Annotated in this window: 17 protein-coding genes; 12 read left to right on the top strand and 5 right to left on the bottom strand. The window is 62.4% G+C overall.

The window, feature by feature from the left end:
• Positions 1-124: 124 nt before the first annotated feature.
• Positions 125-862, bottom strand: coding sequence for a copper resistance protein NlpE (locus GOQ28_RS09555; RefSeq protein ID WP_160350898.1), 738 nt, complete (start codon positions 860-862; stop codon positions 125-127).
• A gap of 180 nt (positions 863-1,042) precedes the next feature.
• On the opposite strand from GOQ28_RS09555, the gene GOQ28_RS09550 reads away from it, so the two are divergent.
• The 7 genes from GOQ28_RS09550 (at position 1,043) to GOQ28_RS09520 (ending at position 12,640) form a co-directional block, all read left to right on the top strand.
• Complete coding sequence (locus GOQ28_RS09550; RefSeq protein ID WP_160356461.1) at positions 1,043-1,897, top strand: prepilin peptidase; 855 nt, start codon at positions 1,043-1,045, stop codon at positions 1,895-1,897.
• A gap of 133 nt (positions 1,898-2,030) precedes the next feature.
• Positions 2,031-2,675, top strand: coding sequence for a dephospho-CoA kinase (coaE, locus tag GOQ28_RS09545; protein WP_160356290.1), 645 nt, complete (start codon positions 2,031-2,033; stop codon positions 2,673-2,675).
• 41 nt (positions 2,676-2,716) lie between these two features.
• Entirely contained in the window at positions 2,717-3,469 is a 753-nt protein-coding gene (gene zapD / locus GOQ28_RS09540; protein WP_160350900.1) for a cell division protein ZapD, read from the top strand.
• 111 nt (positions 3,470-3,580) lie between these two features.
• On the top strand, positions 3,581-4,888 hold the full coding sequence (locus GOQ28_RS09535; RefSeq protein ID WP_160350901.1) for an MdtA/MuxA family multidrug efflux RND transporter periplasmic adaptor subunit: 1,308 nt from the start codon (positions 3,581-3,583) through the stop codon (positions 4,886-4,888).
• A complete protein-coding gene (locus GOQ28_RS09530) occupies positions 4,885-7,998 on the top strand; it encodes an MdtB/MuxB family multidrug efflux RND transporter permease subunit (protein WP_160356289.1) in 3,114 nt (1,037 codons plus the stop codon). Before GOQ28_RS09535 ends, GOQ28_RS09530 begins: the two co-directional genes overlap by 4 nt.
• Entirely contained in the window at positions 7,995-11,123 is a 3,129-nt protein-coding gene (locus GOQ28_RS09525; protein ID WP_160356288.1) for a multidrug efflux RND transporter permease subunit, read from the top strand. Before GOQ28_RS09530 ends, GOQ28_RS09525 begins: the two co-directional genes overlap by 4 nt.
• Positions 11,120-12,640, top strand: coding sequence for an efflux transporter outer membrane subunit (locus GOQ28_RS09520; protein WP_160350904.1), 1,521 nt, complete (start codon positions 11,120-11,122; stop codon positions 12,638-12,640). The genes GOQ28_RS09525 and GOQ28_RS09520 overlap by 4 nt, the downstream gene beginning before the upstream one ends.
• Positions 12,641-12,690: 50 nt before the next feature.
• Here GOQ28_RS09520 and GOQ28_RS09515 read toward each other — a convergent pair whose 3' ends face one another.
• The 4 genes from GOQ28_RS09515 to GOQ28_RS09500 all read right to left on the bottom strand — a co-directional run bounded on the left by GOQ28_RS09515 (position 12,691) and on the right by GOQ28_RS09500 (position 16,360).
• Entirely contained in the window at positions 12,691-13,653 is a 963-nt protein-coding gene (locus tag GOQ28_RS09515) for a Nudix family hydrolase (protein WP_160356287.1), read from the bottom strand.
• Positions 13,646-14,512 (bottom strand): DUF815 domain-containing protein, encoded by an 867-nt coding sequence (locus GOQ28_RS09510; protein WP_160350906.1) that lies wholly within the window; start codon positions 14,510-14,512, stop codon positions 13,646-13,648. Before GOQ28_RS09510 ends, GOQ28_RS09515 begins: the two co-directional genes overlap by 8 nt.
• A gap of 50 nt (positions 14,513-14,562) precedes the next feature.
• Positions 14,563-15,789 carry a bifunctional glutamate N-acetyltransferase/amino-acid acetyltransferase ArgJ gene (gene argJ, locus GOQ28_RS09505; protein ID WP_160350907.1) on the bottom strand — a complete coding sequence of 409 codons (1,227 nt, stop codon included), beginning with the start codon at positions 15,787-15,789 and terminating at the stop codon, positions 14,563-14,565.
• Between the two features lie 79 nt (positions 15,790-15,868).
• A complete protein-coding gene (locus GOQ28_RS09500; RefSeq protein WP_160350908.1) occupies positions 15,869-16,360 on the bottom strand; it encodes a MarR family winged helix-turn-helix transcriptional regulator in 492 nt (163 codons plus the stop codon).
• Between the two features lie 190 nt (positions 16,361-16,550).
• On the opposite strand from GOQ28_RS09500, the gene GOQ28_RS09495 reads away from it, so the two are divergent.
• From GOQ28_RS09495 to GOQ28_RS09475, 5 genes are all read left to right on the top strand, one after another.
• Complete coding sequence (locus tag GOQ28_RS09495; protein ID WP_160350909.1) at positions 16,551-17,714, top strand: ABC transporter substrate-binding protein; 1,164 nt, start codon at positions 16,551-16,553, stop codon at positions 17,712-17,714.
• Between the two features lie 54 nt (positions 17,715-17,768).
• Positions 17,769-18,683 carry a branched-chain amino acid ABC transporter permease gene (locus GOQ28_RS09490; protein ID WP_160350910.1) on the top strand — a complete coding sequence of 305 codons (915 nt, stop codon included), beginning with the start codon at positions 17,769-17,771 and terminating at the stop codon, positions 18,681-18,683.
• 3 nt (positions 18,684-18,686) lie between these two features.
• Positions 18,687-19,643: a branched-chain amino acid ABC transporter permease gene (locus GOQ28_RS09485; protein ID WP_160356286.1), complete on the top strand. Its 957-nt coding sequence runs from the start codon at positions 18,687-18,689 to the stop codon at positions 19,641-19,643.
• Positions 19,640-20,452, top strand: a complete 813-nt coding sequence (locus GOQ28_RS09480) for an ABC transporter ATP-binding protein (RefSeq protein WP_160356285.1) — start codon at positions 19,640-19,642, stop codon at positions 20,450-20,452. The genes GOQ28_RS09485 and GOQ28_RS09480 overlap by 4 nt, the downstream gene beginning before the upstream one ends.
• Positions 20,446-21,106 (top strand): ABC transporter ATP-binding protein (locus tag GOQ28_RS09475; RefSeq protein WP_160356284.1); only part of this gene is annotated, 661 nt, incomplete at its 3' end. The genes GOQ28_RS09480 and GOQ28_RS09475, both read left to right, overlap by 7 nt.

The raw sequence follows: 21,106 nt of genomic DNA, 5'->3' as shown, positions 1-21,106 counted from the left end.
CGTGCGGGATGCAGCTATCAGGGTTCGCGCTAGTTGTATCCGTTTACGCGTGACATAGCGGATCGCGTGGGTCCCGCGCGGCGCCTCGCGTTTTAGGGGGCGCCGGACTTCGTACCGTCCTGGTTCAGGAGCACTTCGGCACGGGCGATTGCGACAGTTCGTCGATGGGGTCCAGATCCGGCTGGCGGGTGAAGTTGTAGGTCAGATTCGGCGTGACCCCTAGCACCGATGCCACACGCAGCACATTGTTTGCCGCGACCGTGAGTTCCATGAGCGGGTTGCCGTCGACATCAAAGATCAGCACGCGTGGCGGGCGTTCCGCCGTCGCGTCCCAGCAGCCTTGCTGCGTCGATGGCGCACCGGCTTCGCCCGCCTGACTCAAATAAATCGAGCGGCTGCGCCAGCGTCCGTTCGGCGCCAGCGTCAATGTCACGCGTTGGGCGGCGCACTGTTGGGACGGGGACAGGCACGGCACGGTGCCCATGTAGGTTTGCGCCTGCGGCACCAGGGCATGGGCGGCCGCAGAGGTGCTGCCAGCCGCCGCAGCCGCTGCCGCAGCTTGGTTCTCGGCGACGGCGGCCTGATGTGCGGCTTCTTCTTCAGTGGGAGCGGGCTTGCGGCTTTGACCAGGCGCTGGCGCTTTCAGCGCGATTTGCAGCTGCGAGGGCGCTTGTACCAAAGGCAGAAAGCCCGCGCCCTGGCCCTGCTGCTGCGCGTCGGTAACGGTGCTTTCGCGGGGTGGGTTGTAGTAGCCCTCGGTGCGCTGCTGCGCGCATCCAGCCATCAGGACGGCACCTGCCAGGATAGTGGTGATGAAGGGCGCAGAGGGGCGGCGAGGCAAAGAGAGCGCGGAGGTAGGCATGGCGGTCGCGGCAATGAATGAAGATGAGTATGGGCGGAATTCTACGCATTTATACGCACGACCGATACGGTTCACTGCGGCGCGTCGGGTCTTGTTTGTCCGGCTCCGTTTGAACTATTGAGTCCTTGCCGGAATAATGCGGGCTTCTGATTCGCCCAGTGGGGCGCGGCTTTGATGATTATGTGGCATGTCTTTGCGATCGATCCTGTCTGGGCTGTCATGCTTGCCGCCGTGCTGGGTCTCGCGGTCGGCAGCTGGATAACCGCCGCGGGTCACAGGTTGCCGCGCATCATGGAGCGCGACTGGGCGCAGCAGTGGCAGGCCGCGCAAAACACTGGCCAAGCAGACGGCGGGGAGCACGAGCAGGCACAAGAGCAGCCCTACACGTTGTGGCGCCCGGGTTGGCATTGCACGCACTGCCATGCGCCGGTGCGCGGTTGGCAGCGCCTGCCCATCTTGAGCTGGGTGTTCACGCGTGGCCACTGCTCGGACTGTGGCGCGTCGATCGGATGGCGCTACCCCGTCACCGAGACGTTGACCGCAATCTTGTTCGCGCTCTGTGCGTGGCAGTTCGGACCCACACCGCTCGCGCTAGCCGCCATGGGCTTTTGCGCGGCGCTTCTGCTCTTGTCATGGATCGATCTGCAAACCTGCTTGCTGCCGGACGCGGTGACCTTGCCGCTGGCATGGGCGGGGTTGCTGGTGAATCTGCATGGCGCGATCACGCCGCTGCCGCTGGCCGTCTTGGGGGCGGTGGCCGGATATCTGTTCCTCTGGTTACTTTTTCACGTATTTCGCCTCGTCACTGGACGCGAGGGCATGGGCTATGGGGACTTTAAATTGCTTGCCGCGCTGGGCGCATGGCTTGGGTTGGCGTCCCTGCCCATGCTGTTGCTGGTGGCGTCCATCAGCGGCGTGGTGGCAGCGCTGTGCTTGCGCTTGATCGGGCGCGCGCAGGCGGGGCAGGCCTTGCCGTTTGGGCCTTACCTGGCGCTCGCGGGCGTGGTCATGCTGTTCGTGACGGTTGCGGGTTGAGGCAACCACGCCTGGAGTGTGCACCTCGTTTGCCGCCGCGTGGCGCCGGGGCGTATGCTTCAGAATCACCAGACAGACATCATCGCAACCCGCGCGGCGCTTTGCCGTTCATTCGGTTTCGCAAGAGAGGAATATGTATAAGATCGGCTTGACCGGCGGCATTGGGTCCGGCAAAACACGCGTGGCCGATATGTTGGCCGAGTGGGGCGCGGCGCTTGTCGACACCGATGCGATCGCGCATGCGCTGACCGCGCCCGGCGGCGAGGCCATGCCGGCGTTGGTGCAAGCGTTCGGCCCGCAAGCCGCCCGCCCGGATGGCGCGATGGACCGCGCCTGGATGCGGGATCTGGTGTTTCGCGAGCCCGATGCGCGCGCGCGGCTCGAAGCGATCTTGCATCCGCTGATTGGCGAACATACCGAGCGCGCGGCAAGTCAGGCGCAAGGGACTTATCAGGTGTTCGTGGTGCCCTTGTTGGTGGAATCCGGGCGCTGGCGCGATCGGGTGGATCGGATCTGCGTGGTTGATTGCGACCCTGAAACCCAGGTCGCGCGGGTGCAAGCGCGTAGCGGGCTGACGGTCGAGGCTATCCAGCGTATTATGGCAGCACAGGCCGCGCGGGCAACCCGGCTGGCGGCAGCGGACGACGTCATCGTCAACGATGGCCAGACCACTGTCACGGCATTGCGCGCGCGGGCAAAAGCTCTGCACGACCGCTGGTGCCACATGGCGGCGGCATCGCGTCGACCGCTCATAGATGTGGCCGGCTTCCCTGACTAATCCGGCCCTTCGGGCCGCTCACCAACAGGCCTGTAGCAAGCGTGATCCTTTACGAATATCCCTTCAACGAGCGTATAAGATCCTATCTGCGACTCGAGTATTTATTCGACAGACTGTTTTTCTTTTCCGGCGAATCTGACGCGCATCATCATCAGATTGCGGTCGCCACCTTGTTCGACATCCTGGACGCGACCGAACGCGCCGATATCAAGACCTCCGTGCTGCAAGATCTGGAGCGCCAGCGCATGGCGCTGGTCGCCTTGCGCGACCACCCGGGCGTGGTGCAAGACGCCTTGGAGTCCATGCTGGCCGAAATGGAGCGTACGGTGGGCAATCTGGCCGGGCAGGGACGTGCGGGGCAGCCCTTGCGCGAGAACGAGTGGCTGATCAGTCTGCGCGGCCGGCTGGCGGTACCAGGTGGGGCTACCCAGGTCGATATGCCGTCCTATCATGCCTGGCAGCACAGACTGCCCCAGGAACGCGAGGCAGACCTGCAAGCCTGGATCGCCCCGTTGCGGCCCCTGCATGAGGCCGTGGCCATGGCATTGCGTCTGCTTCGTGAATCGGGCCGGCGCACCGATATGGTGGCCGATCAGGGTGGCTACCAGCAGATGCTGGCCGGGAAACTTTTTCAGCTCTTGCGCGTCTGGATAGATCCCGACGCAGGCGTTTTTCCGGAAATCAGCGCCAATAAGTATATGGTGTGGATACGTTTTTCCTCGCAAGAGGGGGATGCGAAGCCACAGCCGGTCGCGCGCGATATCGGATTCCAGATGTCATTGTGTAGCGCTTAGTACCGCGATCACAATACCTGTTGCGCTGTATTTCAGCGCGGCTTTCGCCTGTGGCAAACGTGTCGAGTTAGCGCACAATAGCGCCTCGACCTCCGTCTGACCCTAATTCCTATGCCTGAAAGCCGCCCTGACCCCACTCGCCGCACGATTACCTGGCTCGTCATCCTCTGTATGGTGGCCGCCGCCGGGGCGGCCTGGTGGGTGTTCTATAAGCCTAAATCCGAAACGGCCGTGTCCGCGCCGGCGGGGCAGTCCAGGCCTGGCGGGCGGGGCGCGGGGCCGCGTGGCGGTGCTCCCGGAATGGGCCCCGGCATGATGGCCGATACGCCTGTCCGCGTGGCGCCAGCGACCACCCGGAGCCTGGATATCATCCTGCCGGCCTTGGGAACAGTCACGGCTTACAACACCGTCACGGTGCGCAGCCGCGTCGATGGCGAGCTCATCAGCGTCAACTTCAAAGAGGGTCAACGCGTCAAGGCGGGCGATGTCCTGGCGCAGATCGATCCGCGGTCCTATGAGGTGGCTCTCGCGCAGGCAGAGGGCCAGCAGCAGCAGAATCAGGCACAGCTCGCCAACGCGCGTCGCGATCTGCAGCGCTATCAGACCTTGTTCAAACAGGATTCCATTGCGCGCCAGCAACTCGACACGCAGGCGGCGCTGGTGCGGCAGTACGAGGGCACACAGAAAATCGATCAGGCGGCCGTGGATAATGCCAAGCTGCAGCTGAGCTACACACGGGTGACCGCGCCGATCGATGGCCGTTTGGGCTTGCGTAAAGTCGACCCGGGTAACCTCGTGTCCGCGGGGGACACCGAGGGTCTGGTCGTCATCACTCAGACTCAGCCGATCTCGGTCGTGTTCTCGATCGCCGAGACGCAGCTGCCCGAGGTGCTGGCCCAGGTCCGCGCCGGACATACGCTGAAAGTCCAGGCACTCGATCGCTCGGACGAAAAAGTGATCGCCACGGGCGAACTGGAAACCATCGACAACCAGATCGACACGACCACCGGCACTGTCAAGCTCAAGGCGCGGTTCGATAACGCCGATGAAGTGTTGTTCCCGAATCAGTTCGTCAACGTGCGCCTGCTCGTGCAGACGCGCAACGATGCGACGACCATTCCTACCGCGGCCGTGCAGCAGGGCTCCGCGGGTCCTTTCGTATTCCTGTTGCGCGATGACAATACCGTCGAGGTCCGTCAGGTCGAGCTGGGTCCCATCAACGGCGACCGGGTCGGTGTAAATAAAGGCCTGGTGCCGGGCGATCGCGTGGTCATCGAGGGCACTGACCGGCTGCGCACCGGCACCAAGGTGTCGGTGGTCAACAACGACGCCACCATTCCCGCTACGCCGGGCGAGGCCTTGGGTGCCGGGTCGGCAACGCGCGGTTCTCGTAACGCCTCGGGGTCCAAGGCGCCGTGAATCTCTCCCGCATCTTTATCCTGAGGCCCGTCGCCACCACGCTGTCCATGGTGGCGATCCTGATCGCCGGGTTTATCTCGTATCGCTTGTTGCCGGTATCCGCGCTGCCGGAGGTGGATTACCCCACGATCCAGGTGGTGACGCTGTATCCCGGTGCGAGCCCGGATGTGATGACCTCGCTGGTCACTTCGCCCCTGGAACGACAGTTCGGACAGATGCCCGGCCTCAATCAAATGTCGTCGACCAGCTCGGGCGGCGCATCGGTGATCACATTGCAATTCGGGCTGGATCTGCCGCTGGATGTGGCCGAGCAGGAAGTGCAGGCCGCGATCAACGCGGCCTCGAATCTGCTGCCCAGTGATCTGCCCGTGCCGCCGGTCTACAACAAGGTCAATCCGGCAGATGCGCCGGTACTGACCTTGGCGATCAGTTCGCCCACGATGCCGCTGCCGCAGGTGCGCGATCTGGTCGACACGCGCATGGCGCAGAAGCTCTCGCAGATTCCGGGCGTCGGTCTGGTCAGCGTGGCGGGTGGCCAGCGGCCGGCGGTGCGCATTCAGGCCAATCCAGTTGCCCTGGCCTCGGCGGGGATGTCGCTCAATGACTTGCGCAATGCGATCGTGGGCGCCAACGTTAATCAGCCCAAGGGCAACCTGGACGGGCCCGAGCGATCGACCACCATCGATGCCAATGATCAGCTGAAATCGCCGACGGATTACAACGACCTCATCATTGCCTATCGCAATAACGCGCCATTGCGTCTGTCGGATGTCGCCAACGCCGTGTTGGGCGCCGAAGACGTCCGCCAGGCGGCGTGGGCTGGCGGCGAGCCCGCGATTCTGCTCAATGTGCAGCGCCAGCCCGGAGCCAACGTCATCGACGTGGTGGACCGTATCCGCGCCATGATGCCGCAGCTGCGTGCGGCCATGCCTGCCACGCTGGATGTGAACATCGTGTCGGACCGCACGGAAACGATACGCGAGTCCGTCGAAGACGTGCAGTTCGAACTCCTTCTGGCGGTGGCGTTGGTGGTGATGGTGACCTTCGTCTTTCTGCGCAGCTTGACCGCCACGGTGATCCCCAGTGTGGTGGTGCCGCTGTCGCTGGTGGGCACGTTCTGCATCATGTATCTGGCGGGCTTTAGCATCAACAACCTGACGCTGATGGCGCTGACGATCGCCACGGGTTTCGTGGTGGATGACGCCATCGTGATGATTGAGAACATCGCCCGCCATCTGGAGGAAGGCGAGACGCCCATGCAGGCGGCATTAAAGGGCGCCTCGCAAATCGGTTTTACGCTGGTGTCGCTGACGTTCTCGCTGGTGGCCGTGCTGATTCCGCTGTTGTTCATGACCGAAGTGGTGGGGCGCCTGTTCCGGGAATTCGCGATCACCTTGGCGGTCGCGATCCTGATTTCGCTGGTGGTGTCGTTGACGCTGACGCCAATGATGTGCGCGCGCCTGTTGCGGCCGGAATCGGAGCAGCGCTATGGCCGTTTTCATCGCACGACGGGCGCGTGGATCGACCGCTGCATCGCGGCCTACGACAGGGGTCTGCAGTGGGTGCTGGCGCATCAGCCGCTGACCTTGCTGGTCGCGCTGGGCACGTTTGCGTTGACGGTGTTGCTGTACATCATGGTGCCCAAAGGGTTTTTTCCGCAGCAGGATAGCGGCATGATCCAGGCGATCACCGAGGCACCCGCGTCGATCTCGTTTACGGCGATGTCCAAGCGTCAGCAAGAGGCCGCCGAAATTATTCTGCAAGACCCGGATGTGGAGTCGGTGTCCTCGTTTATCGGCGTGGATGGCACGAATGCGACGCTCAATAGCGGGCGTATCCAGATCGCCCTCAAACCGCACAAGGATCGCGATGCGGATCTGACGGCGGTCACGCAGCGTTTACAAGACGCGCTGACCGAACGGTTTGGCTCGGCACAAGATGCAGCGCCGGATCTGACGGTCTACATGCAGCCCGTGCAAGACCTCACCATCGAGGATCGCATCAGCCGCACGCAGTATCAGATGACCTTGTCCAATCCGGACATCGATGTGCTGACGGAATGGGCGCCCAAGCTGGTCGCGCGCCTGTCGGAATTGCCGCAATTGACCGATGTCACGGACGATTTGCAAAACGATGGGCTCCAGACCTGGGTCGAAATCGACCGCGATGCGGCATCGCGACTGGGCATTACGGCATCCGCGATTGACGAAGCGTTGTACAACGCATTCGGTCAGCGCCTGATCTCGACGATTTTCACGCAATCGAATCAGTATCGCGTGGTGCTGGAGGTGTTGCCGCAGTTCAGCAAATCGCCCGACTCTTTGCAGCAAATTTATCTGACCACGTCCGACGGTGCGCAGGTGCCGCTGTCGTCGGTCGCGCGTATCTCCGAAGGGCGGACCATGCTGGCTATCAGCCGGCTGGATCAGTTCCCGATGACGACCGTCTCGTTCAATCTGGCGCCGGGCGCATCGCTGTCGGATGCGGTCGAGGCAATAGATGCCGTCGAGAAAGAGATCGGCATGCCGGACAGTATCGACACGCGGTTCCAAGGCGCGGCGCTCGCGTTTCAGAACTCCTTGTCGAGCACGCTGTGGTTGATCCTGGCCGCTGTGGTCACGATGTATATCGTGCTGGGGGTGCTGTACGAGAGCTATATCCATCCGATCACCATCTTGTCCACGCTGCCCTCGGCGGCGGTGGGCGCGTTGCTGGCGTTGATGATCACCGGCACGCAGCTCGATATGATCGGCATCATCGGCATCATTTTGCTGATCGGTATCGTCAAGAAGAACGCGATCATGATGATCGACTTCGCGTTGGATGCCGAGCGTAAACGCGGCCTGACACCACGTGCCGCGATACACGAGGCGGCGTTGCTGCGGTTTCGCCCGATCTTGATGACGACGCTGGCGGCGCTGTTTGGCGCATTGCCTCTGATGTTGTCCACCGGCACGGGCGCGGAGTTGCGTCAACCGCTGGGTCTGGTGATGGTGGGTGGGTTGTTGGTGAGCCAGGTGTTGACGCTGTTCACCACGCCTGTCATCTATCTGATGTTTGACCGTCTGGCGCATCGCCGTCGCACGCGCGCGGTCGCGGAGTCGGCATGAATCTGTCGGCGCCGTTCATCGTCAGGCCGGTCGCCACGGTATTGCTATGCCTGGGACTGGTGCTGGCGGGCATTCTGTCGTTTCGCCTGCTGCCCGTGGCGGCGTTGCCGCAAGTCGATCTGCCGATTATTTCGGTAACGGCCAGCCTGCCCGGGGCCAGTCCCGAGACCATGGCCTCCAGTGTGGCCACGCCGCTGGAGCGCTCGCTGGGCAGTATCGCCGGCGTGACGGAAATGACCTCGCGCAACTCGCAAGGCTCGACCCGCATCACGCTGCAGTTCGATCTGAGTCGCGATATCAATGGCGCCGCGCGCGATGTGCAAGCCGCCATCAACGCCGCGCGTCCGCTGCTGCCTACCGGCATGCGCGGCAATCCGACCTATAACAAGGTGAACCCCTCGTCAGCGCCTATTATGGTGCTGGCTATGACCTCCAGCACCCTGAGCCAAGGCAAGCTGTATGACCTGGCCTCGACCATCGTGGCGCAGAAGCTCGCGCAGGTGAGCGGTATCGGTGAGGTCACGGTGGGCGGCAGTTCCTTGCCCGCCGTGCGCGTGACGTTAAACCCGGGGGCGTTATCGAATCGCGGTGTGTCCTTGGACGAAGTCCGCAATGCCCTGACCCAGGCCAACGCGAATCGGCCCAAGGGCATGATCGAAAACGACGAGCATCACTGGCAGATCATGGCCAGCGATCAGCTCGAACGGGCCGAACAATACCGCCCGCTTATCGTCGCATGGCGCGATGGCTCGGCGATACGGCTGTCGGACGTGGCCACGGTCGAAGATTCGGTCGAGGACTTGTTTCAGACCGGCTACTACAACAACAGCAAGGCGATATTGCTGATACTGCGCCGGCAGGCCGATGCCAACATCATCGAGACGGTCGAGGCGGTGCGCGAGCAACTGCCGCAGCTGCAGGCGCTGCTGCCGGGCGATGTCGATCTGACCGTCGCGCAAGACCGTACCCCTAGCATACGCGCCTCGTTACACGAAGCCGAGATCACGCTGATTGTGGCGGTAGGTCTGGTCATGCTGGTGGTGCTGCTGTTCCTACGTCGCTGGCGTGCGGCGCTGATTCCTAGTGTGGCGGTGCCGGTGTCTTTGATTGGCACGTTCTGCATCATGTATTGGTGCGGCTATACCCTGAACACGATTTCTTTGATGGCCTTGATTGTCGCGACCGGCTTTGTGGTGGACGATGCCATAGTCGTGCTCGAGAACATCATGCGGCATGTGGAGCGCGGCGCCTCGCCGTTGCGTGCCGCCTTGCGTGGTTCGCGCGAGGTGGGGTTTACCGTGTTGTCGATGAGTCTGTCATTGATCGCGGTGTTTATCCCGCTGTTGCTGATGGGGGATATCGTCGGGCGCTTGTTCCGCGAATTCGCCGTGACCTTGTCGGCCTCGGTGTTGGTCTCGATGGTAGTGTCGTTGACCTTGACGCCAATGATGTGCGCCAAGCTTTTGCGGCATGAGCCGCCCGAGGTTCGCGAGCCCGGTTGGCTGGCGCGCGGCTTGGAGCGTTTCTTCGATGCGTTGTTGGCGGGCTATCGGCGTAGCTTGTCCTGGGCGCTGGCGCATGGCCGTTTGATGATCCTGCTGTTGGTGGCCACCATCGGTCTGAATGTGTATCTGTATGCGGTAGTTCCGAAGGGTTTTTTCCCGCAGCAGGACACGGGCCAATTGATTGGCATGTTCCGCGTGGACCAGGGCACGTCGTTTCAGGCGACCGTCCCGAAGCTCGAACATTTCCGCAAGGTCATACTGGCCGATCCCGCCGTGGCGAGTATGACGGCCTACGCCGGCGGTCGGGGCGGCAGCAACAGCAGTTTCATGATGATCCAGCTCAAGCCGTTGGCCGAACGCAAGGTCAGCGCCAATGATGTCGTGAATCGGCTGCGTGGCAAGCTGCAGGGCGTGCCTGGCGCTCGCATGTTTCTGGTGCCGCAGCAGGATATCTTTGTGCGGGGTCAGCAGGGCAGCGGCTCGTATGACTACACCCTGCTGGCTGGCGATTTATCGCTATTGCGTACCTGGACACCGAAAGTCCGGCAGGCCATGGCCGCGTTGCCACAATTGACCGATGTGGACTCCAGCGTCGAGGACAAAGGTCGCCAGATCAATCTCGTCATCGACCGAGAAGCCGCCACGCGCCTGGGCGTGAGCATGTCCGATATTTCAGCGGTGCTGAATAATTCGTTCAGTCAACGCCAGGTATCCGTAATGTACGGGCCTTTGAATCAATACCGGGTCGTCATGGGCGTGGAACCGCGCTTTGCGCAGGATGCGGAATCGTTAAAGCAGGTTCATGTGATCGCCGCTGATGGCGCGCGCGTGCCGCTGGCCGCGTTCGCGCGCTTCGAGATGGGGAATGCCCCCTTGAGCGTGCAGCATAACGGCTTGTTTGCCGCGGACGAGATTTCCTTCAATCTTGCCCCGGGCGTGTCGCTGGATGAAGCCGTGGCAGCGATCAATGATGCCGTGGCGCGCATCGGCTTGCCATCAGATCAGATTCAGGCGGGTTTCCTGGGGACGGCCGCCGCGCAGGCTGCCATGCAACGTCAGCAACCCTGGCTAATTTTGGCAGCGTTGGTGACGATGTATATCGTGCTAGGCCTGTTATACGAGAGCTACGTGCATCCCTTGACGATCTTGTCCACGCTGCCGTCGGCCGGGATCGGCGCGTTGCTTGCGCTGATGCTGGTGGGCAGCGAGTTCACGATTATTGCGTTGATCGGTGTGTTCCTCCTGATTGGTATCGTCAAGAAAAACGCCATCATGATGGTGGACTTCGCGCTCGATGCCGAACGCAGGCTGAACCTGTCGCCGCGCGATGCGATTTTTCAGGCATGCCTGACGCGCTTCCGGCCCATCATGATGACCACGATGGCGGCGATTTTCGGCGCGCTGCCGTTGATCCTCGCGACCGGTGCCGGGGTGGAAATGCGTTACCCGCTGGGGGTGACCATCGTCGGCGGGCTGATCGTGAGCCAGATTCTTACGCTCTACACCACGCCGGTCGTTTATCTGTACCTCGACCGTTTCCGTTTATGGGCGCGCCGCCGCACCACCCGTCGCAACGCGGGCCGTACCGGCCCTCCGACTTCTGAAGTAGAACCATCATGAACCGCGCATCAATCCCGTTGACCCTCTCGTCTTTTGCGTCGTTGCCGCGTACGCGGGTGCTGCGCGGTGTCGCGACGGCGCTATGCTGCGCATTGATGAGCGCCTGCGCGGTCGGGCCGGATTATCAGCGTCCTGCTGTCGACGTGGGCGAAGACTATAAACAGCGCAGAGGGCAGAGCGTGGGGGAGATTGGCGCAGCCGTGGCGACTGCCGCCAGCACCGAGGGATGGACGCCCGCGCAACCGCAGGATCAGATCGATCGCGGCCAATGGTGGCGACTTTATCGCGACAGTACGCTCGATGAATTGATGGCGAAGTTAAACGCCGCCAACCAGACCATCGCGCAGGCGGAAGCCAATTACCGTCAGGCCCAGGCGTTGGTACAGAACGCGCGCGCCGGGTTTTTCCCGTTCATTAGTACCGATGCCAGCGCCACGCGCAGTGGCTCGGGCAGCGGGTCCAACAGCACCTCGGGCAGCCAGTACAACCTGGGTCTCGGCGTGAGCTGGGAGGCGGATTTGTGGGGCCGTATCCGCCGCGAAGTCGAATCTAGCCGCGCGCAGGCCGAGGCCAGTTTCGCCGATGCCGCTAACGCGCGCCTGAGCGCGCAATCGGCGTTGGCGCAGAACTATTTCCAGCTGCGCGTGTTGGACGAACAAAAGCGCCTGCTCGCCTCGACGGTCGCGGCGTATGAACGATCGCTGAAACTTACGCAAAACCGTTATGAGGCGGGCGTTGTCGGCAAGTCCGATGTGACCGTTGCCGAAGCTCAGCTCGAATCCACGCGGGCTCAGCTGGTCGACTTGGAATGGCAGCGCGGGCAGTTCGAGCATGCCATCGCCGTGTTGGTGGGACTGGCGCCTTCGCGCTTCACCTTGGCAGAGGCACAAACGTTCGAACCGCAAATTCCGGATATTCCCGTTGGTCTGCCATCCCAATTACTCGAGCGCCGCCCCGATGTTGCTGCCGCCGAGCGCCGCACCGCTGCCGCCAATGCCGAAATCGGCGTGGCGCAGGCCGCCTGGTTTCCCGATTTGACGCTGAGCGCCAATGGCGGTTTTCGTAGCGGGGAGTTCGCGCAATGGCTAACGGCGCCCGCGCGGTTCTGGTCCTTGGGGCCCGCGCTTGCGTTGACGCTGTTCGATGGTGGCGCACGGAATGCCCGCCTCGAACAAACGCGCGCCGCCTATGACGCGCAGGCAGCGGCCTATCGCCTGACCGTGCTGACGGCGCTACAGGAAGTCGAGGACTATTTGATCCAGATGCGCGTGCTGGGTGAGGAGCAAGTGGTGCAACGGCGCGCTCTGACGGCCGCGCGCGAGTCGCTGCGTCTGGCGAGAAACCAATATCAGGAAGGCCTGATCGATTACCTGGATGTCGCAACGCTGGAAACCGGCGCCTTGAACAGCGAGCGCAACGCGCTTAATCTCGTGGCCAGCCGGCTCGCCGCCAGCGTGCGCTTAATCGCGGCCTTGGGCGGTGGCTGGGACGGCCTGTCGGCGCAGCAGCAGAACTGAGCGCGAGACGACCGCGTCAGCGGCGTGCGCGCTCGGCGAAAAATGCGGGCTTAAATCAAGCCTCGAATACCCGCGATACCATGCGCACCGTGGCGTTGCGCCTCGCTCAAGGTATCGATGGACTGACCGCCCAATGCATAGACCGGCAAACCGGCATCGCGATTAGCGGCCACGAACCCGTCCCAGCCCAAGCCCGGTTGACCCGGGTGGCTGGGCGTTTCCAGCACCGCGCCCAATACCGCGAAATCCGCGCCCATATCGCGCGCATGCACGACCTGGTTGTTGTCGTGCGTCGAGACCGCAACGAGCGCGCCTACGGGCAATTCCGGTCGGGTGCGCAAGGCCTCGGCGTCACTCCAGCGCAGATGCACGCCATCGGCCATGCGCCACCAGGCGGCCGGGTGCACACTATTAATCAATAGCCGTGCACCGGCGGCATGGCAAAGCTTGACGACGCTTTGCATCACATCGCGCAGCGATGTCGCCCCGACGCCATCGGGCCAATCGGGTTCGCGCAGCTGCACCAGCTTCAAGCCGCGTGCCAATGCGCGCTCCAGGCGTTGCAGGAATTCAGGCACACCGGCCAGACCGCCAATCGATGAAATGCCGTAGGTTTCTGGCAGTTGCAACCAGCGCAGCGGGGGCAGGGTAGCCGGCAGCAGTTCGCCCACGCTTGCCGCGTTGCGCGGATCCACCCATTCCAGACGTTGATTCTCCAGCCCGCGCGGCTCGCCGTTCCAGGCGGTGACGCGGCAAAAAGCCAGTCGCACGGTGGTCTGCGGATAGGAATGCACATAGGTCACCCAGGGCACGGCTTGCGTGACCTCGATGCCGATTTCCTCCTGCAACTCGCGGGACAAAGCCTCTAGCACGGTTTCGCCAGGCTCCAGCTTGCCGCCGGGCAATTCCCACCAGCCCGACCAAGGTTTGCCCTCGGGCCGTTGGCCCAACAGCAGTTGCCCGTCGGGGCGCAGAATCAAGCCGGCGGCGACATCAATGATGCGCTCAGACATAGCGCGCGGCCCAGTCGCGAGCAAACTGATAGGCCACGCGTCCCGAACGCGAACCGCGTTCCAGCGCCCATTGCAGCGCCTCGGTGCGGCTGGCTTCGATCTGCTCCGCCGGGCACTTCAGCGCGCGCAGCCAGTGGTACACGATGTCCAGATAATCGTCTTGCCTGAACGGATGAAACGACAGCCACAATCCGAAGCGTTCGGACAGCGAGATTTTCTCTTCCACGGTCTCGCCGGGATGGATCTCGCCATCGGCCTGATGCTTGGCCTGCAGGTTCTCGCTCATGTATTCCGGCATCAGGTGACGCCGGTTCGAGGTCGCGTAAATCAGCACATTCTCGCCGGAGGACGATACCGACCCATCCAGCACGGATTTCAACGCTTTGTAGCCGGCTTCGCCTTCCTCGAACGACAGGTCGTCGCAGAACACGATATAGCGCTCGGGCCTTGCCGCCACCAGTTCGACGATATCGGCCAAGTCACCCAGGTCCGTTTTGTCCACTTCAATCAGACGCAGGCCTTGCTCGCCGTACGTCGCGAGCATGGCCTTGACCAGCGAGCTTTTGCCCGTGCCGCGCGCGCCTGTCATCAGGACGTTATTAGCAGGCTTGCCTTGCAGGAATTGACGCGTATTGCGGTCAATAATGGTTTTTTGACGCTCGATATGCTGCAGATCCGTCAGATCGATACGTGCCACGTGGCGCACGGCATCCAGCCAGCCGCGGGCGCCGCGTTTACGCCAGCGATAGGCATGGGCCGTCCAATCGATCTCTGGCGGGGCGGCGGGCAGCCAGGCTTCCAGCTGCGCCAACACCCGTTCGGCGCGTTCTATCAGAACCGAAAAATCTGCAGCACTCACGTCGTTGTTTCCTGCGGGTCGTTAAAAGATCGGCAAAGCCTGCGCGAGACTTACGAACGATAGTCGGCGTTGATGCTGACGTATTCGTGCGAAAAGTCGCAGGTGTAGACCGTGTCGGCCACGTCGCCGCGCGCCAGCGCGATGCGTACCGTGATCTCGGCCTGCTTCATGACGCGCTGGCCGTCAGCCTCTTGGTAATCCGGATTGCGTCCGCCATCCTTGGCGACCAGCACATCGTCCAGCCACATCCGCAGCTTGGAGACATCCAGATCGTCCACGCCGGCATAGCCGATGGCGGCCAGGATACGGCCCAGGTTGGGGTCCGAAGCAAAGAAGGCAGTCTTGACCAGCGGCGAGTGTGCGACAGCGTAGGCGACCTTGAGCGCTTCCTCGGTGGACTTGGCTTCCTCGACACGGATCGTCATGAACTTGGTCGCGCCCTCGGCGTCGCGCACGATCTTCTGCGCCAGGTCCAGGGCGGCGGTGGTCAACGCCTCGCGCACGGCTTGGTAGTGGGGATCTGACTCGCTGTTGATCTCCACGCCCGACTGACCGGTCGCGATGATGATGAACGAGTCGTTCGTCGAGGTGTCGCCATCGACGGTGATGCGGTTAAACGAACGGTTGGCGATGTCGACGGCCAGCTTGCGCAGCAGCGGTTGTGCGATGCCCGCATCGGTGGCCAGAAAGCTCAGCATCGTGGCCATGTTCGGGCGGATCATGCCCGCGCCCTTGCTGATGCCGGTGAACGTGACGGTCTTGCCGTCGATCTGCACGCGCTGCGAATGAATCTTGGGCTGCGTGTCGGTGGTCATGATGCCGTAGGCGGCGTTGAACCATTGATCCGGACCGAGCTTGTCGATCGCGCCGGGCAGGCCAGCGGTCAGCCGGTCCAGCGGCAGCGGTTCGAGAATCACGCCGGTCGAAAACGGCAGGATTTGTTGCGCCGGCACGTGCAGCAGTTTGCCCAGCGCCACGCAGGTCTCCTGAGCGTTCTTCAGACCTTCAGAGCCGGTGCCCGCGTTGGCATTGCCGGTATTAATGACCAGCGCCCGGATCGGGCCGCCGGCGGCGAGGTGGGCCTCGCAGACTTGCACGGGCGCAGCGCGGAAACGGTTACGGGTGAAAACGCCGGCCACGTTCGAGCCCGGCGCCAGGCGGAAAACAGTCAGATCGCGTCGGTTGGCCTTGCGGATGCCGGCTTCGGTGACGCCGATTTCAACACCGGCAACGGGAAATATTTCGGATTCTGAAGGAATCTGCAGATTAACGGCCATGACTTCGTCTCTGTGGCTTGGCGGAAAATGAAGGGGGTAGCCCGCGGCAACTGCGGGTTATCCCTCTATTATCCCACCATCACCGAGCGGAGTCTGGACGCCGGGCGACGATTTGCAACTTTAATTCGCCCAGCGCTTGATACATGGCGTCGCGATGGTCTTCCGGCAGATCCGCGAACATGGCTTTGACCCAGCGCTCATGCGCGCGCGCCATGCGGGAAAAGGTACGACGTCCCTGCGGAGTCAGTTTCAACACCGAGCTGCGCCGGTCGGTTTCGACTTTCAGCCGCATGACCAGGCCTTCTTTTTCGAGCTGATCCGTGATGCCGGTGATATTGCCGTTGGTCACCATCATGCGGCGCGAGAGCTCGCCCATTTTCAAACCCTTGGGCGCGCGCTGCAGCTGGGCCATCAAGTCGAAACGCGGTAGCGTCGTGTCGAATTCCGTGCGCAGGCGCGTGCGGATCTCGGATTCGATCAGGTTGCAGCAGGTCAGCATACGCAGCCACAAACGCAACGCGTGATGGTCCTCGGGAGCGGCGCGGGATTCCAGGTCGGGCAAGTCGGTCATGATATGGCGAGGGGCGAATCTCGGTAAAAACCCTAGTCTTGTCGGGCTAGATACTTTAAACCTAAACTATGCGCCATGCCAGTGGTGTTTGCGTTGCAAGGGGTCCGCATGCTCGCTGGCCTTTGCGGTAAACGCTTTCGCCTAACTGATAAAAAATGTCCGCCGCGCGGCTCGCGCAAGGAGTATATCGATGCGTTTCTTGACTTCCCTGGTGGCCGCTGCTGCGCTGCTGCCCGCTTTATCTGTCGCCGACCCGGTCAAGGTCGGAATTGCTAATGATATATCGGGCCCGTTTTCCGCGCTGGGCGCCGAGGCCCGCGATGGCTTCAATCTGGCGATCAAGCAGCTGGGCGGCAAGCTGGGCGGACAGCCCGCTGAGTTTCTGCAGACGGATATGGGCGGCAATCCCGATCAGGCCCGCCAGTTGGTTTCGCGTTATATCCAGCGCGACAAGATCGATTTCTTCACGGGCCCGATCGGCTCTAACGTGGCGCTCGCGGTAGGTCCCGCGCTCTTCGCGGCCAAGGTGCCGTACCTCTCCAATAACCCGGGCCCCAGCCAGTTCGCCGGGGAACGTTGCAATCCTTACTGGTTCGGTACCTCCTATCAGAACGATGCGTTTCACGAGGCAGCCGGCAAGGTCGCGGCCGACAAAGGCTTCAAGAAAGTCCTGATCATGGCCCCCGATTATCCGGCGGGCAAGGACGCGCTGGCCGGTTTCAAGCGCGGCTATAAAACCGACGTGGCCGAAGAGGTCTACACCAAACTCGGCCAGCTTGACTACGCCGCCGAACTCGCGCAAATCCGCGCGGCCAAGCCGGATGCGGTGTTCATCTTCCTGCCGGGCGGCATGGGCATCAATTTCGTCAAGCAGTTCGTCTCGACCGGCTTGTCGGAAAACATCAAGCTCATCGGCCCGGGGTTCTCGGCTGACGAGGACGTGATTCAGGCCGTGGGCGAGCCCATGCTCGGCATGTACAACACCGCGCAATGGGCGCACGATCTGGACGTGCCGCAAAACAAGCAGTTCGTCGAAGCCTTCCGCAAGGAATACGGTGGCCGTTACCCGTCGGTGTACGCGGCTCAGGCGTATGACGTGATCATGGCCATGGACGCCGCCGTCAAGCAAGCCGGCGGCAAGGCCAGCGACCGTGACGCCATCATTGCCGCACTGGCCAAGGCCGATTACCCCTCGGTGCGCGGCAAGTTCACCTACGGCAAGAACAACTACCCGATCCAGGCCTATTACCTGCGCGTCATCGAAAAAGACGGCGACGGACGCATTACCAACAAGCTCGTAGAAAAAGTCTTCGACGACTATCAAGACGTATACGTGGGGCAGTGCAAGCTGTAACCATGGCAACCGCCCGCGGGCCCGAACCGGCCCGCGGCACTGGGGATACGTTTCATGACGCTTGTAGTCGAGCAATTGTTAAACGGCCTGCAGTTTGGGCTGATGCTGTTTTTGATTGCCGCGGGACTGACGCTGGTGTTCGGGATCATGGACATCATGAACCTGGCGCATGGGTCCTTGTATATGGCGGGCGCCTACGTGGCGGCCGAGACCATGCAGCGCACCGGTTCGTTTGTCGCGGCCGTGGTGGTGGCCGCCGTCGCCACGGGGATCGTGGGGCTGGTGCTGGAACATCTGCTGATACGGCGGCTGGCCGTACGGGACCATTTGGCTCAGGTATTAGGCACATATGCCGTCATACTGATCGCCAATGATTTGGTAAAGATGGTGTGGGGACCCGCGCCGGTGATGTTGAACCTGCCCGCCGCGTTGTCTGGGCCCGTGCGTTTGTTGCCGGATCTGATGTATCCCGCGTATCGGCTACTGATTATCGGTTGTGGTCTGGCTGCGGCCGTGGGGCTGTACTGGTTTGTCACGCGCACCCGCGCCGGTGTGCTGGTGCGCGCCGGGGCGTCGAATCGTCAGATGGCTACGTTAATGGGCGTGCGCGTACCCTTGCTGTTTCTCGGTGTGTTCACGCTGGGGGCGATGCTGGCTGCCGTTGCGGGCGCGTTGTTGGGTCCGATCACGGCGGTGCAGATTGGCATGGGCGAGGAAATCCTGATCCTCGTGCTCGTGTGCATCGTGATAGGCGGCATCGGGTCCATACGTGGTGCCTTTGTCGGCGCATTGCTGGTCGGCATGGTCGATACGGCGGGCCGCGCGTTTCTGCCGATGTTGTTGCGCGAGGTGCTGCCACCGGCGGTGGCCTCGGGGTTGGCGGCGACGCTGGCGGCGATTTCTATTTATGTGCTCATGGCCGTGGTGCTGGTATTCCGGCCGGCCGGGCTGTTTCCGGCGCGTGGGTGAGCGATGCGTAGATCCTTGATTGTGACTTGGGTGCTGTTGGCGGCACTGGCGGTGTTTCCGTGGGTGGCCGAAGCCCTGGATATGGATTTTTATGTGTCGGTCGTTCGGCGGGTGCTGATCTATGCGCTGGCGGCGACGAGCTTGAATCTGATCCTGGGCTATGGGGGCATGGTGGCGCTGGGGCACGCGGCGTTTTTCGGCGCGGGGGCCTATGTGGTGGGCATACTCGAAGCCTCGGGAGTGCAGGCCGGGTTGATTTCGTGGCCCGCCGCGGCGGGGTTGGCCGCGGTGCTGGCGCTGCTGATCGGCGCGGTGTCGTTACGCACGCGTGGCGTGTACTTCATCATGATCACGCTGGCCTTCGCACAGATGGTGTTCTATGTGTTCATCTCGTTGCGGCAGTACGGTGGCGAGGATGGTCTGAATATGGCCGGCTATTCGACGCTGCCTGGTATCGATCTGGCCAACAGCAACAGCTTTTATTACGTGGTGCTGGTGTTGTTCGCGCTATCGATGTGGGCGTTCGGGCGCCTGGTGAATTCACGATTTGGCATGGCCTTGCAAGGGATACGCGAAAACGAATCGCGGATGGAATCGTTGGGCTATCCGGTGTATCGCATCAAGCTCGTCGCCTTTGTGATCAGTGGCGCATTCGCGGGTCTGGCAGGTGCCCTGCTGGCCAATCACAATCTCTTTATCTCGCCTAGCCTCATGCATTGGACGCAATCGGCGAATCTGCTGGTGATGGTGCTGGTGGGCGGTATCGGGCTGCGCTACGGCGGGGTGGTGGGCGCGGTGGTGATGCTGGCGCTGGAGGAAGTGCTGCGCATGTGGACGGAATATTGGCATCTGCCGTTGGGCATTCTGCTGTTGTGCGTGGTGTTTGGCGCGCCGCGCGGAATCGCTGGGTTGTTTGGGCCGTGGATGAGCGGGTCTTCTGCACGGGGAGAGCGGCCATGAGCGTTGTTGCGGAAACGGGAACGGTGCTGCAAGCCACCGGGCTGGTGCGTCGCTTTGGAGCGTTGTTGGCAACGGACCATGTGTCGTTGTCACTGCGCCCAGGTGAGATTCACGCCTTGATCGGGCCGAATGGCGCGGGGAAATCGACGCTGATTCATCTGTTGTCTGGCACCTTGCCGGCCGATGAGGGCACGCTGGTGTTGGGTGGCGTGGACGTGACGCGGATGAATGCGCATCAACGGGTCGCGGCAGGGTTGTCGCGTTCGTATCAGATCACCAACATCTTTAAGTCGTTTAGCGTGCGGGATAACTTGTTGCTGGCGGCGCAGGCGCATGCGGGCAGCAGCTTCCGGTTCTGGAAACCGCGCGCGGCGGACGCACGGCTTTATGACGTGGCGCACGAGTTGGCGCGACAGTGCGCCTTGGATGACGATGTGCTGGATCGTCCTGCAGGCACGTTGCCGCATGGCGAGCAGCGCAAGCTGGAGTTTGCGCTGGCCTTGGCGGCGCGGCCACGGGTGTTGCTATTGGATGAACCCATGGCGGGGATGGGGCCGGATGAGACCTTGCGGTTGACGGATCTGATCGAGTCGATGCGCGGGCAGGCGGCGATGTTGTTGGTGGAACATGATATGCAGGCCGTGTTTCGGTTGGCGGATCGGATTTCGGTGTTGGTGTATGGGCGCGTCATTGCGACGGGGACGCCGGATGAGATTCGCGCGAATCCGGAGGTGCGGCGAGCATATCTGGGCGATGACGACGCGGAGCATGGCGGCGTGGCGCGCGCGCGGGAGCAAGCATCATGTTGAGCATGCGCGGGGTGGAAAGCGGCTACGGTGCGAGCCAGGTGCTGTTTGGCGTGGATCTGGAGATTCAGGCGGGACAGGTGGTGACGCTCTTGGGGCGCAACGGGATGGGCAAGAGCACGCTGCTCAAGACGATGTTCGGGCAGTTGCCGTTGCGGGCGGGGTCTGTCCGCTTCGCGGGGCAGGATATTGGCGGGTGGGCGCCGGATCGGATTGCGCGCGCGGGCTTGGCGATTGTGCCGGAGGGGCGGCAGTGTTTTCCGAATCTGACGGTGCGTGAGCATCTGACGGCGTTTGTGGCGCAGCGCAATCCGGATATCGCGCAGCCTTGGACGGTGGAGCGGGTGTTCGGCTTGTTCCCTCGGTTGAAGGAACGGGCTTCGAATATGGGGAATCAGCTGTCGGGGGGCGAGCAGCAAATGCTGGCAATCGGGCGGGCGTTGGTGACGAATCCCCGGTTGTTGATTCTGGATGAGGCGACGGAAGGGCTGGCGCCATTGGTGCGGGAAGAGATCTGGCAGTGCTTGGCTACGCTGAGAGAGGCGGGGCAGACGATTCTGGTGATCGATAAGTATGTGGAACGGTTGCTGGGGTTGGCGGACTACCACGTGGTGTTGGAGCGGGGGCGCGTGGTTTGGACGGGGGATTCTGCGGCGT

Source organism: Bordetella sp. 02P26C-1 (genome assembly GCF_009763255.1).
Lineage (GTDB): Bacteria > Pseudomonadota > Gammaproteobacteria > Burkholderiales > Burkholderiaceae_B > Bordetella_A.
The sequence above is the reverse complement of the archived record's forward strand: the minus strand, read 5'-3'. Positions and strand labels throughout refer to the sequence as shown.